Consider the following 12847-nt stretch of genomic DNA (forward strand, 5'->3'; position numbering starts at 1 on the left):
TGAGTGCACCGGCCGTCATCGTTCGGCCAGCACCTCTCCGATGTATCGAGCAACAGCCGCGACCGACGCGATCGTTCCCGGGTAGTCCATGCGAGTGGGGCCGAGCACACCCATACCGCCCAGCACGTTGCCCGCCGAGCCGTAGCCGGTGGAGACCACCGAGGTGCCCCGCATCTCCGGGGCCATGGTCTCCTCGCCGATCCGGACGGTCACTCGGCCGGTGTCCTGGGTCGCCGCGATGAGCTTGAGCACCACGACCTGTTCCTCCAGCGCCTCGAGCACGGAGCGCAGCGACCCCGGGAACCCACTGAGCGCGGCGAAGTCGGCGGCGTTGCGCGTCAGGTTGGCGGTCCCCCCGAGCACGAGCCGCTCCTCCGGGTGTTCGACGAGCGTCTCGACCAGCACGGTCGACGAGCGCACCACGGCGTCGCGCAGATCCTCGGGCGCCGTCTCGGCGAGTTCGGCCACCGCGGCCGACGCCAGGGCGAGACGCTTGCCCTCCAGCGCGCCGCCGAGCAGCGACCGCAGACGCGAGAGGTCCTCGTCGTCGATGACGTCGCCGAGTTCGACGATGCGCTGATCGACGCGGCCGGAGTCGGTGATGAGCACCAGCAACAGTCGCGCCGGCGTCAGGGCCACCACCTCGAGATGGCGGACCGACGACGCGGACAGGGTCGGGTACTGCACGACGGCGACCTGACGGGTCAGCTGGGCGAGCAGGCGAACACCGCGCCGCAGCACGTCGTCCAGGTCGACGCCGGTGTCGAGGAACTGCAGGATCGCCCGTCGCTCCGCCGCGGAGAGCGGCTTGACGTCGGCGATGCGGTCGACGAACTGCCGGTAGCCCTTGTCTGTGGGGATACGACCCGAGCTGGTGTGCGGCTGCGTGATGTAGCCCTCGGCCTCCAGCACGGCCATGTCGTTGCGCACGGTAGCGCTGGACACTCCCAGATTGTGTCGATCGACCAGTGCTTTCGATCCGATGGGCTCCTGCGTCGCGACATAGTCGGCGACCAGGGCACGCAGGACCTCGAAACGTCGATCCTCCGTACTCGACATCGCAACCCTCCTACGCTCGGGACCGGTGGCTGTGCGGGACCAGCCGATTCTAGTCGGCGACGCGCGGGTGCCCCATTCCGCTCGCCCGAGTCACTACTGTGACCGGTGTGATCTTCAAGGGAGTGCGCGACGGCAAGCCGTATCCGGAGCACGGTCTGTCGCTCCGCGACTGGTCCAAGATTCCGCCACGTCAGTTGCGCCTCGACGAGATCGTGACCACCACGAAGGTGCTCGAACTCGACCGTCTGCTGTCCGAGGACAGCACGTTCTACGGGGACCTGTTTCCCCATGCCGTGCATTACCACGGCGTCGTGTACCTCGAGGACGGCCTGCACCGGGCGGTGCGGGCTGCGCTGCGAAACCGTGTCGTCCTGCACGCGCGGGTGTTCGATTACGACGCGATCGGGGCCTGAGCGGCACTCACTCGAGAATGTCGCGCACGACCCCGTCGGCGAGCAACCGCCCACGGTCGGTGAGGACGTACCGATCGCCCAGACGGACGAGCAGTCCGTCGGACGCGATCGAGTCCGCACGGGCCACCTCGTCCGTCGACAGATCACCAGCGGCCATTCCCGCCCGCAGCCGCGCGGTCAACATGACACGTTCCATGTGTTGCTCGTCGCTCGTGAGAGATTCGCTGTCCGCGATCGGCAGCGCCCCGTTCGCCAGCGTCTCCGCGTATCGCGCCGGATGCTTGACGTTCCAGAACCGCGTCCCGTTCACATGGCTGTGTGCGCCGGGACCGATGCCCCACCAGTCACCGCCGTCCCAGTACCCCAGGTTGTGCCGGCACTCCGCACCGTCGCCCCGCGCCCAGTTGGACACCTCGTACCACCCGAAGCCGGCCGCGCCGAGACGCGCGTCGATCCGCTCGTAGCGCGACGCCAGCACGTCGTCGTCCGGAGCCGGGAGCTCGCCCCGGCGCACCCGTCTCGCCAGGGCCGTCCCGTCCTCGACGATGAGCGCGTACGCGGACACGTGGTCGACACCGGCCTCGAGCACCGCCGTCAACGACGCGTCGAGGTCGTCGTCACTCTCTCCCGGCGTTCCGTAGATGAGGTCGAGGTTCACGTGGTCGAACCCGGCCGCCGCCGCTTCCCGTGCCGCGTCCCCGGCGCGTCCCGGGGTGTGGGTGCGGTCGAGGATCGCGAGCACGTGCGGTGCCGCCGACTGCATGCCCAACGACACACGTGTGTAGCCGGCCGCGCGGATTCCGTCGAAGAAGGCCGGCGACGTCGACTCGGGATTCGACTCCGTCGTCACCTCGGCATCGGCCGAGAACGTGAAGGACGAGCGCGCGGCACCGAGGAGATCGGCGAGGCCGTCGGCACCGAGCAGCGACGGCGTTCCGCCGCCCACGAACACGGTGTCGACGCTGGGCACGCTGCCCGACTCCCGCGCGAACGTCGCCGCGGCGAGGTCGAGCTCGCGGCGCACCCCGTCGAGCCAGGACTGCGGTGACGCCGACGTTCCGAGCTCCCCGGCGGTGTAGGTGTTGAAGTCGCAGTAACCGCAGCGCGTCGCGCAGAACGGCACATGGAGGTAGAGGCCGAACGGCGCGGCCGGACGATCGACGAACGACTCGGGTGCGAGCACACCGACAGCGGGAGGAGCGAGTGGAACGGGGATCACCGGACCAGTGTCCTCCTCCCTCCTCGTCGACGCCCTGGTCGGGGGAGGCACCCGCGTCGTGGCAGAATGGGGCTCATGACAGTCGTGGAGATCATGCTCGTGGCTCGGCGCCACGTCGATCTCGCACGCGTCTGCAGCTGTCTGAGGCCGCTCGTCTGACCCTCCCGCCAGCCCGCACACCCCCCGGCCGGTCAGGGACGAGGTGTGCGGACCAGCCCTCCGAGACACCCCTTCCTGTTCGGCGCCCGACCTTGGAGCGCCCATGACGAACACCCCCGACACCGCTGCGCCGCGCGCACGGTCGACCCGTCCCGCCAAGCGGAGGTCCGAGGGCCAGTGGGCACTCGGCTACCGGGAACCGCTCAACGCGAACGAACAGAGCAAGAAGGACGACAACCCGCTCAACGTCCGCGCGCGGATCGAGAACATCTACTCCAAGCAGGGTTTCGACAGCATCGACAAGGCCGATCTGCGCGGGCGCTTCCGCTGGTGGGGGCTCTACACCCAGCGCGAGCAGGGCTACGACGGCACCTTCACGGGCGACGAGAACATCGACCTGCTCGAAGCGAAGTACTTCATGATGCGCATCCGCTGCGATGCCGGCGCACTCAGCGCGTTGCAGTTGCGCACTCTGGGTGAGATCTCGCAGGAGTTCGGCCGCGACACCGCCGATCTGTCCGACCGGGAGAACGTGCAGTACCACTGGATCGAGGTGGAGAACGTCCCCGAGATCTGGCGCCGCATCGAGTCGGTCGGTCTGAAGACCACCGAGGCGTGCGGCGACTGCCCGCGCGTCGTGCTGGGCTCCCCGCTCGCCGGCGAGTCGCTCGACGAGGTCCTCGATCCCACGCCTGCCATCGACGAGATCGTCGAGCGCTACATCGGCCGGCCGGAGTACTCGAACCTCCCCCGCAAGTTCAAGACCGCGATCTCCGGCCAGCAGGACGTGGTCCACGAGGTCAACGACATCGCCTTCATCGGGGTGAACCATCCCGAGCACGGTCCCGGCCTCGACGTCTGGGTCGGCGGCGGTCTGTCCACCAATCCCATGCTCGCGCAGCGGCTCGGGGTCTGGGTGCCGCTGCACGAGGTCGCCGACGTGTGGGAAGGCGTCGTCTCGATCTTCCGTGACTACGGGTACCGGCGTCTGCGCAACAAGGCGCGGCTGAAGTTCCTGGTCAAGGACTGGGGCGTGGAGAAGTTCCGGGAAGTGCTCGAGACCGAGTACCTGAAGCGGCCGCTTCTCGACGGCCCCGCCCCGGAGAAGCCGACCCGGCCCGTCGACCACGTCGGGGTCCAGAAGTTGAAGAACGGCCTCAACGCCGTCGGACTCGCCCCCATCGCGGGCCGCGTGTCCGGCACGATCCTGACGAAGGTCGCCGACGCGGCCGCGCGGGCAGGGTCGGATCGCATCCGGTTCACCCCGTACCAGAAGCTCATCGTCCTGGACATCTCCGACGAGAAGCTCGAGGACTTCATCGCCGAGATGGACGCGCTGGGTCTGCCGGCGCGGCCGTCCATCTGGCGCAAGAACCTGATGGCGTGCAGCGGCATCGAGTTCTGCAAGCTGTCCTTCGCCGAGACCCGCAAGCGTTCGCAGGTGCTCGTCCCCGAACTCGAGCAGCGGCTGGCCGACGTCAACGCGCAACTCGACGCCCCCATCACCGTGAACATCAACGGCTGCCCCAACTCGTGCGCTCGTTCGCAGGTCGCCGACATCGGGTTCAAGGGCCAACTGGTGGACGACGGTGACGGCGGACAGGTGGAGGGCTTCCAGGTCCATCTCGGTGGAAGCCTCGGCTTCGACAGTGCCTTCGGCCGGAAGTTGCGCCAGCACAAGGTCACCAGCGCCGAGCTGGGCGACTACATCGACCGGGTCGTCCGCAACTTCGTCAAGCAGCGCGACGAGGGCGAGCGGTTCGCGCAGTGGGCCGTACGCGCCGACGACGCGGATCTGCAGTGAGCGAGCACGGGAATCGCGTGTCCCGCCCTCGCGTTGTCTCCTGGACCGTCCGCCCGCGAAAGGTTGTCTCATGAGCGTCGCCACCCATCGCCACCTGACCGAGTCCGAGCTCCGCGCCATCGCCGAGCGGGGTGCGCGGGAGATGGACGGCGCCTCGGCGGACGAGCTCATACGCTGGACCGAGGACACCTTCGGCGACGACTACATCGTCGCGTCGAACATGCAGGACGGCGCGCTGGTCCATCTGGCCGCGCAGGTGCATCCGGGTGTCGACGTGCTCTTCCTGGAGACCGGCTACCACTTCGCCGAGACCATCGGTACTCGTGACGCCGTCGAGTCGGTCTACGGGGTCAACGTCATCGACGCGAAGACGACCGTGTCGGTGGCCGAGCAGGACAGGCTCGAGGGCAAGGATCTCTTCGCCCGCGATCCCGCACGCTGCTGCGCACTGCGCAAGGTCGTGCCGCTGAAGCGTGAGCTGGCGAACTACAGCGCCTGGGTCACCGGCATCCGCCGCGTCGAGGCACCCACGCGCGCCAACTCGCCGCTGATCTCCTTCGACGAGGCGTTCGGCCTGGTGAAGATCAACCCGATCGCGGCGTGGTCCGACGACGAGATGCAGTCCTACATCGACGAGCACGGCATCCTCGTGAACCCGCTCGTCGACGAGGGCTACCCGTCGATCGGGTGCGCACCGTGCACGGCCAAGCCCGCTCCCGGAGCGGACCCGCGCAGCGGTCGCTGGGCCGGCAGCACCAAGACCGAGTGCGGACTGCACTCGACCGAGGAAGGAACCCGATGACAGCCGCCACGAGCGTGGACGTCACCCACGTCGACGAGCTCCGGGCACTCGAGGCCGAGTCCGTGCACATCATCCGCGAGGTGGTGGCCGAGCTCGAACGACCCGTACTGCTGTTCTCGGCGGGCAAGGACTCCATCGTCCTGCTCCGCCTGGCGGAGAAGGCGTTCCGCCCCTCCCCCGTTCCCTTCCCGGTGATGCACGTCGACACCGGACACAACTTCCCCGAGGTCATCGAGTTCCGCGACCGACGACTCGAGGAGGGCGGCCATCGCCTCGTCGTCGCGTCCGTCCAGGAGTCGATCGACTCCGGTCGCGTCCGCGAGGTCGGCGGGTCCTCCGGCTCACGCAACCGTCTCCAGACCCGGACGTTGCTGGACGCGTTGGAGGAGAACAAGTTCGACGCCGCCTTCGGTGGTGCGCGGCGCGACGAGGAGCGTGCGCGCGCCAAGGAGCGTGTGCTGAGCTTCCGCGACGAGTTCGGCCAGTGGGATCCGCGGGCCCAACGCCCCGAGCCGTGGTCGCTGTACAACGGCCGCATCAAGCGCGGTGAGCAGGTCCGCGTGTTCCCGCTGAGCAACTGGACCGAGCTGGACATCTGGCGGTACATCGAGCTCGAGCAGCTCGAACTGCCGTCCATCTACTTCGCCCACGAGCGCGAGGTGTTCGAGCGCGACGGCATCCTGCTCGCCACCTCGGAGTTCACCTCCCCGACCGAGCACGAGACCGCTGCCGTCGAGATGGTGCGCTACCGCACGGTGGGCGACCTCACCATCACCGGCGCCGTGCGCTCGCACGCCACCGACATCGCCGGGGTGATCACGGAGATCTCCGCGGCCACCGTGTCCGAGCGCGGCGAGACCCGCGCCGACGACCGCACGTCCACAGCCGCGATGGAAGATCGCAAGCGCGAGGGGTACTTCTGATGACCATCACCAATCCGCTTCCGATGTCGGACGTTCCGGTGTCCCCGGCCCCCACCGCCCCGCGTCAGCTGCTGCGCATCGCCACGGCCGGCTCCGTCGACGACGGCAAGTCCACCCTCATCGGGCGGCTGCTGCACGACACGGACAGTCTTCCGCTCGATCACCTCGACGCCGTGACCGACGAGGAGGGCGTGGCCGACCTCGCCGCCCTGTCGGACGGTCTGCGTGCCGAGCGCGAGCAGGGCATCACCATCGATGTCGCCTACCGCTTCTTCTCCACGCCGAGTCGCAGCTACGTCCTCGCAGACACCCCGGGACACGAGCGCTACACGCGCAACATGTTCACGGGAGCCTCCAACGCGAACGTCGCCATCCTGCTCGTGGACGCCCGCGCCGGCGTGTTGCGGCAGACGCGTCGTCACGCCCGGATCGCGACGCTCGTGGGTGTCGACCGCCTGGTGGCGACCGTCAACAAGATGGATCTCATCGACTTCGACGAGTCCCGCTTCCGTGACGTCGAGCGCGAGCTCGCCGACCTCGGTGCCCGCCTCGGCACGGAGATCCTGGTCATCCCGATCGCGGCGAAGCTGGGCGACAACGTCGTTCGGCCGTCCTCGACCATGCCCTGGTACACGGGCCCCACTCTGCTCGATCACCTCGAGAGCATCGACCTGGTCGCTCCCGCACCGGTCGCCACGGAGCTGCGGTTGCCCGTGCAGTGGGTCTCTCGCCCCACCGACGGCGAACGCCGTCGGTACACCGGCCGGCTGTCCGCCGGCACCGTGCAGATCGGCGACTCGATCGTCGCGCTGCCGTCCGGTTCGCGCAGTGTGGTCACGGCACTCGACACGCTGGACGACGCCCGCGACGTCGCCGTGGCTCCGCTCAGCGTCTCCGTCGAACTGGCCGACGACATCGACGTGGCCCGCGGCGACGTCCTGGTCAGTGGCGAGCCCGACGCCCACCTGCCCACGCTCGCACGGGAATTCGATGCCACCGTGTGCTGGCTGGCGGAGGCACCTCTCGGTGTCGGCGACCGACTGGCGATCAAGCACACCACCACCACGGTGCGCGCGACGGTGCAGCGCATCCACTCGCGACTCGATCCGGAGACGCTCGACGAGCATCCCGGCTCGGAGAACCTGTCACTCAACGACATCGCGCGGGTGACGCTGCGGACCAGTGCGGTGATCGTGACCGACGACTACGCGGACAACCGCGACTCCGGTGCGTTCATCCTGCTGGACGAGCACACGAACGACACCGTGGCCGCGGGCATCATCGAGGGGTCCCGCGCGGTGCTCGACCGCTCGGACACCCCGTCCTGGGTTCCGTCGTCGATCACCCGCGACGAGCGTGTCCGCCGTACCGGTCAGCACGGTGCGACGATCTGGCTCACCGGCCACCCGTCCTCGCACAAGGCCGCCGTCGCCGTCGCGCTCGAGGACGCACTGACCGCCTCCGGTCGCACCGCCTACATCGTCGGCGGTGACAACGTCCGCGGAGTCCTCGACATCGACGCCGCAGCCGGAACCCGCGCCGCGACGGTGCAACTCGCCCGGTTGGCCCGGTTGTTCGCGGATGCCGGAGTGGTCGCGATCGTGCCCATCTCGTCGGCGGACGGCGAGGATCTCGCTGCCGCGCGAGTCGAGATCGCTGCGGCCGGGATCCCGGTCACCGATCACCACGTCGATGCCGACGACACCGCGACACCGGCCGAGGTCGCGGCAGCCGTGCTGCGCGCCCTGGAGAAGTAGCCTCCGTCGAAGGGGTTGCGCCCTGATCGTGGACTCCAGCCACCGGTAACCGGGGGCAAGTGCCCAGGATCAGGGTCGTCGGGGGTTGCTGCACGGTGTGTGCACACGAGTTGTAGCGAGCGCACACCCCCTACGGCAGGCCGCACCCTGTGTTCACTCGACACAAGTGGTGCGCGCTCGGCCGCGGAGCACTCACGCGGCAAGCGCAGACGCTGCACGGTGTGTGCACACGAGTTGTAGCGAGCGCACACCCCCTACGGCAGGCCGCACCCTGTGTTCACTCGACACAAGTGGTGTGCGCTCAGCCGCGGAGCACTCACGTTGCGCGACGCACGTCCCCGCGTCGGGGCCGCGCGTGAGTCAGCCGGGGATCACCGGCACGCGCGTGGCACGCACGTACACGGTCTCCCCGCTCTGCAGCCCCAGCGCCTCGTTGTCGCCGCGGGTGATCTGCGCGAAGAACAGCTCGTTGGTGGCGCCGTTGCGCAGCTCCACCCGCACCTCGAAGCCCAGGTGCACGACACGCTCGACGGTCGCCCGCAACACCCCCGCGTTCTCGGCCGTGCCGGTCTGCTGCGCGTTCGCGAGATCCGGTGTGCGGCCGACCCGGATGTCGTGCGGACGGACCAGCTGGCCGTTGAGCCGCGACACCTCGCCGAGGAAGGACATGACGAAATCGTTCGCCGGGGTGTCGTAGAGATCGCGAGGGGCGCCCACCTGTTCGATCCGGCCCTTGTTCATGACCGCGATCCGGTCGGCGACGTCCAGCGCCTCCTGCTGATCGTGCGTGACGAGCACCGTGGTGACGTGCACCTCGTCGTGCAGTCGACGGAGCCACGTGCGGAGATCGGCCCGCACCTTGGCGTCCAGGGCACCGAACGGCTCGTCGAGCAGCAGCACCCGCGGATCCACGGCGAGCGCGCGGGCCAGGGCCATGCGCTGACGCTGTCCACCGGACAGTTGCGCCGGGAAGCGCGTCTGGAAACCCGAGAGGCCGACGATGTCGAGCAGCTGATCGACGCGCTCGTCGATCTCGGCCTTGGGCCGCTTGCGGATCTCGAGCCCGAAGGCGACGTTCTTGCGCACGGTGAGGTGCTTGAACGCGGCGTAGTGCTGGAAGACGAATCCGATGTCGCGCTTCTGCGGACTGACGGTGGTGACGTCGTCGCCGGCGATGACCACCACGCCGGAGTCCAGCTCCTCGAGTCCGGCGATCGACCGCAACAGTGTCGACTTGCCCGACCCGCTGGGCCCCAGCAGCGCCGTCAACGATCCGGACGGGATGTCGAGGGACACGTCGTCGAGGGCCGCGAAGTCGCCGTAGTTCTTCCGCGCTCCCCGGACGGAGATCTCGATGCCGCCCGTGCGCTTCTCTGTCGTCGTGGTCGTCGTCGTCACGGTGCTCATTCCTTGGTTCGCTTGCGGTCCAGAACCGTCATCAGCAGCAACACGATGACGGCGACGACCATGAGAAGTGTCGACGCGGCGTACGCGCCCGGTTGGTTGAAGTCCTCGTACCTGGCGTTCACCAGCAGGGTCAGCGTCTGCGAGATGCCCGGCAGGTTGGTGGAGACGATGATGACGGCACCGAACTCGCCGAGCGCGCGGGCGACCGTCAGGACGACGCCGTACGTCAGCCCCCAGCGGATGGCGGGAAGTGTGATGCGCCAGAAGGTCTGCCACGACGTCGCGCCCAGCGTGGCCGCGGCCTCCTCCTGCTCCTGCCCGATCTCGTGCAGCACCGGTTCCACCTCGCGCACCACGAACGGCAGCGTGACGAAGATGGTGGCCAGCACCATGCCGGGCAGCGCGAAGATGATCGTGATGCCCCACTCGGCGAGGAAGCCGAACCAGCCGCCGGCACCCCACAGCAGGATGAGCGCGACACCCACGATGACCGGGGACACCGCGAACGGGAGATCGACGACCGCCTGCACGAGACCCTTGCCACGGAAGTTGCCGCGCGCGAGAGCCAGGGCCGTGACGACGCCGAACACCACGTTCAGCGGCACGACGATCGCGACGATGATCAGCGACAACTGCAACGCCGACTGTGCGGCCGGTGTGGTGATGAGCTGGAAGAACGAGACGATGCCGTTCTCGAACGTGCGGTACAGGATCGCACCCAGCGGAAACACCACCAGCACGGCCAGATAGAGCAACGCGACCGTACGGAGGCTCAGTCGAGTTCCGGTGGACAGCTTCACTTCTGCTCCTCCCGCCGGGCGAGGCGGCTACCGGCGATGCGCAGCACGAACAGCACCAAAAAGGCGATGAGCAACAGCACCACAGAGATCGCGGCCGCGTCGACGGGCTGATCGGTCTCGATCTGCTCGCGGATGAGCTGCGACGCGATCTGCGTCTCGCCGGGAATGTTGCCACCGATGAGGACGACGGATCCGAACTCGCCGAGTGCCCGCGAGAAGGCCAGTCCGGCACCCGAGAGGATCGACGGCAGCAGCACCGGCAGCACGACCCGCCGGAAGATCACCAGATTGCTCGCACCGAGAGAGGCGGCCGCTTCCTCCACTTCCTGGTCGAGCTCGATGAGGACCGGCTGCACCGCGCGCACGACGAACGGCAGTGTGACGAAGGCGAGGGCGAGCACGACACCGGCCTTGGTGGCGTTCAACGTGATGCCCACCGGACTCATCGGTCCGTACAGCGACAGCAGCACCAGGCTCGCGACGATGGTGGGTAGGGCGAACGGCAGGTCGATCAGTGCGTTGACGACCGACTTGCCCGGAAAGTCGTCGCGCACCAACACCCAGGCGATGACAGTGCCCATCACCACGTTGATCAGCGCCGCCACCACCGAGACCTGCACCGTCACGCGCAGGGTGGCCAGCGCCCGCGGATCGGTGACCGCGTCCCAGAACTCGGCGGGTCCGTCGGACAGGGAGCGACTCAGCACGGCTGCCAGGGGCAGCAGGACGATGATCGAGAGCCACAGGACGACGGTGCCGAGCGTGAGCGATCCCCCGGGAAGATGGGAGGCCGGCCGGCGAGAGGCGGGAAGGCCGGAGGCCGGCCGGCGACGGGCGGGAAGGCCGGAGGCCGGCCGGCGAGGGAGGAACTTTCGCCGACCGGCGACCTCTGTCGTCATGGTCAGCTCGATGCCTTGTAGATCGCGTTGATGGCACCGTTCTCACCGAACAGGTCACTGTCCACCGCAGCCCAGCCACCGAGGTCGTCGATGGTGTACAGCTTCTGCGGCGTCGGGAACTTGTCGGTGTAGTCGGCGGCGACTGCGGGGTCGACGGGACGGAAACCGCTGTCGGCCCAGATCTTCTGGCCGTCCGCGGTGTAGAGGTAGTCGTTCAACGCGTTGGCCTGCTCGAGATTCGCGCTGGAGTTGACGACCGCGACGGGGTTGTCGATGCGGAAGGTCTGGTCCGGAACGATGTGCTCCACCGGCTGACCCTGCCCCTCGAGCAACAGCGCCTCGTTCTCGTAGCTGAGCAGGACGTCGCCCTGGCCCTGGAGGAACGCCTCGGACGCGGAGCGGCCGGAGTCGGGCTGCACCGGGAAGTGCTTCACCAGTTCGGTGACGTAGTCCAGGCCGGCCTGGCGATCCTGGCCGCCGTTGCTCACGGAGGCGTAGGGCGCCAACAAGTTCCACTTCGCCGAGCCGGAGCTGAGCGGGCTGGGGCTGATGACCTGCACGTCGGGGCGGATCAGGTCCTCCCACGTGCGAATGTTCTTCGGGTTGCCCGGTCGCGTCACGATGGTCACCACGGAGCCGAACGGCACGCCACCGTAGGCGTTCTGGTTCCAGGCCTCGTCGACCTTGCCTGCCTTCACCAGTCGGGTGACGTCGGGCTCGACCGAGAAGTTGACGATGTCGGCCGGTGCGCCGTCGGCGACCTTGCGCGACTGGTTGCCCGAGGCGCCGTAGTCGGCGTTGATGGTGACGTTGTCGCCGTTCTCGGTGGAGGCGAACGCGGCGCCGATGGCATCCCACCCGTTCTTGGGCACGGCGTACCCGACGAGGGTGAGCGACGGACCGGACGTGGACGCGGCGGTCTCACCGACGGTGTCGGAGGACCCGGTGGAGCACGCGGTCAGGGTGAGGGCGGCCGCGACGGCGGCGGCGGACAGCAGGCGGACACGACGTGATGGGAACACGGTGGACCTCTCGAGGAGTGCGGCACACGCAAGGGCGCGGCGGCACGGACATGAACAGCGGTGATGGACGGAACTGACGAGCGGAACGCGCCGGAATCGGTGAGGGCGCGCCGTGTGGGGTCAGCGACAGTCGACGTCAGCGACCGCGAGCATGCCGACAGCGATCAGCGCCAGTTCATGGCGGATCGGGTGCGGGGCTGCGTCGGACACAGCCGAGAATTTAGCAGAAAGTCGGAGAGAGCCTGCTACCGAGTCAACAGCCACGCGACGATCACCAGCACGATCAGCGCGATGAGGGCCAGGGTCACACGGGAGCGGGGCACGGTGTCACTTCTCTCGGGGGTCGGAGTTGCCGGTGGTCACGGCTGCGGGATCCCGGTCGGCGGGCGTCCGGCGGAAGTAGCGCCGCCTGGCATCGAAGAGCGCAGACAACACGATGTCGACGACGTACGCGGTGAGTGCCGCTGCCGGCACGACCACCAGCAGGACGACGGCGACCTGGGGCACGAACGGCAACCCGGCGATCCAGAGTTCGACTCCGTCCCACCACGTGGCCACTGCGTTCACACCTCACGACAGTAGT

General features: G+C 68.4%; 13 protein-coding genes. 5 read left to right on the top strand and 8 right to left on the bottom strand.

The features are described 5' to 3' along the window. Positions 1–15: 15 nt before the first annotated feature. Positions 16–1059: a heat-inducible transcriptional repressor HrcA gene (gene hrcA, locus HQ312_RS09285; protein ID WP_027505716.1), complete on the bottom strand. Its 1044-nt coding sequence runs from the start codon at positions 1057–1059 to the stop codon at positions 16–18. A 107-nt stretch (positions 1060–1166) separates the two neighbouring features. Between hrcA and HQ312_RS09290 the strand changes: the two genes are divergently transcribed. Continuing rightward, positions 1167–1472: a type II toxin-antitoxin system VapB family antitoxin gene (locus HQ312_RS09290; protein ID WP_027505715.1), complete on the top strand. Its 306-nt coding sequence runs from the start codon at positions 1167–1169 to the stop codon at positions 1470–1472. 7 nt (positions 1473–1479) lie between these two features. Here HQ312_RS09290 and hemW read toward each other — a convergent pair whose 3' ends face one another. Next, the gene (gene hemW, locus HQ312_RS09295) at positions 1480–2655 is read right to left on the bottom strand and encodes a radical SAM family heme chaperone HemW (RefSeq protein WP_308123871.1); all 1176 of its coding nucleotides are present in this window, start codon (positions 2653–2655) and stop codon (positions 1480–1482) included. Between the two features lie 298 nt (positions 2656–2953). Between hemW and HQ312_RS09300 the strand changes: the two genes are divergently transcribed. The 4 genes from HQ312_RS09300 to HQ312_RS09315 all read left to right on the top strand — a co-directional run bounded on the left by HQ312_RS09300 (position 2954) and on the right by HQ312_RS09315 (position 8136). Beyond that, positions 2954–4654, top strand: a complete 1701-nt coding sequence (locus tag HQ312_RS09300; RefSeq protein WP_222638420.1) for a nitrite/sulfite reductase — start codon at positions 2954–2956, stop codon at positions 4652–4654. A gap of 70 nt (positions 4655–4724) precedes the next feature. Next, entirely contained in the window at positions 4725–5456 is a 732-nt protein-coding gene (locus HQ312_RS09305; protein ID WP_222638421.1) for a phosphoadenylyl-sulfate reductase, read from the top strand. Continuing rightward, positions 5453–6379: a sulfate adenylyltransferase subunit CysD gene (cysD, locus tag HQ312_RS09310; protein ID WP_222630395.1), complete on the top strand. Its 927-nt coding sequence runs from the start codon at positions 5453–5455 to the stop codon at positions 6377–6379. The genes HQ312_RS09305 and cysD overlap by 4 nt, the downstream gene beginning before the upstream one ends. A gap of 23 nt (positions 6380–6402) precedes the next feature. Continuing rightward, the gene (locus HQ312_RS09315; protein ID WP_261782211.1) at positions 6403–8136 is read left to right on the top strand and encodes a GTP-binding protein; all 1734 of its coding nucleotides are present in this window, start codon (positions 6403–6405) and stop codon (positions 8134–8136) included. 360 nt (positions 8137–8496) lie between these two features. Here the strand turns inward: HQ312_RS09315 and HQ312_RS09320 are convergent, their stop codons facing one another. From HQ312_RS09320 to HQ312_RS09340, 6 genes are all read right to left on the bottom strand, one after another. Next, on the bottom strand, positions 8497–9543 hold the full coding sequence (locus HQ312_RS09320; RefSeq protein ID WP_051613350.1) for a sulfate/molybdate ABC transporter ATP-binding protein: 1047 nt from the start codon (positions 9541–9543) through the stop codon (positions 8497–8499). After that, positions 9540–10343: a sulfate ABC transporter permease subunit CysW gene (gene cysW, locus HQ312_RS09325; RefSeq protein WP_027505710.1), complete on the bottom strand. Its 804-nt coding sequence runs from the start codon at positions 10341–10343 to the stop codon at positions 9540–9542. The genes HQ312_RS09320 and cysW overlap by 4 nt, the downstream gene beginning before the upstream one ends. Further along, a complete protein-coding gene (cysT, locus tag HQ312_RS09330) occupies positions 10340–11242 on the bottom strand; it encodes a sulfate ABC transporter permease subunit CysT (protein ID WP_222638423.1) in 903 nt (300 codons plus the stop codon). The genes cysW and cysT overlap by 4 nt, the downstream gene beginning before the upstream one ends. Before the next feature lie 2 nt (positions 11243–11244). Further along, entirely contained in the window at positions 11245–12264 is a 1020-nt protein-coding gene (locus HQ312_RS09335; protein ID WP_222638424.1) for a sulfate ABC transporter substrate-binding protein, read from the bottom strand. 120 nt (positions 12265–12384) lie between these two features. Continuing rightward, positions 12385–12528, bottom strand: a complete 144-nt coding sequence (locus HQ312_RS22300; protein ID WP_374198288.1) for an Ms4533A family Cys-rich leader peptide — start codon at positions 12526–12528, stop codon at positions 12385–12387. 63 nt (positions 12529–12591) lie between these two features. Next, the gene (locus HQ312_RS09340) at positions 12592–12831 is read right to left on the bottom strand and encodes a hypothetical protein (protein WP_037185709.1); all 240 of its coding nucleotides are present in this window, start codon (positions 12829–12831) and stop codon (positions 12592–12594) included. Between the last annotated feature and the right edge of the window lie 16 nt (positions 12832–12847).

Source organism: Rhodococcus sp. BP-316 (genome assembly GCF_019836105.1).
Taxonomy (GTDB): domain Bacteria; phylum Actinomycetota; class Actinomycetes; order Mycobacteriales; family Mycobacteriaceae; genus Rhodococcoides.

Coding starts and splice junctions, on each gene's coding strand:
- HQ312_RS09320 (WP_051613350.1), bottom strand. CDS start 9,543: ATGAGCACCGTGACGACGACGACCACGACGACAGAGAAGCGCACGGGC.
- cysD (WP_222630395.1), top strand. CDS start 5,453: ATGACAGCCGCCACGAGCGTGGACGTCACCCACGTCGACGAGCTCCGG.
- HQ312_RS09300 (WP_222638420.1), top strand. CDS start 2,954: ATGACGAACACCCCCGACACCGCTGCGCCGCGCGCACGGTCGACCCGT.
- cysT (WP_222638423.1), bottom strand. CDS start 11,242: ATGACGACAGAGGTCGCCGGTCGGCGAAAGTTCCTCCCTCGCCGGCCG.
- HQ312_RS09315 (WP_261782211.1), top strand. CDS start 6,403: ATGTCGGACGTTCCGGTGTCCCCGGCCCCCACCGCCCCGCGTCAGCTG.
- HQ312_RS09305 (WP_222638421.1), top strand. CDS start 4,725: ATGAGCGTCGCCACCCATCGCCACCTGACCGAGTCCGAGCTCCGCGCC.
- hrcA (WP_027505716.1), bottom strand. CDS start 1,059: ATGTCGAGTACGGAGGATCGACGTTTCGAGGTCCTGCGTGCCCTGGTC.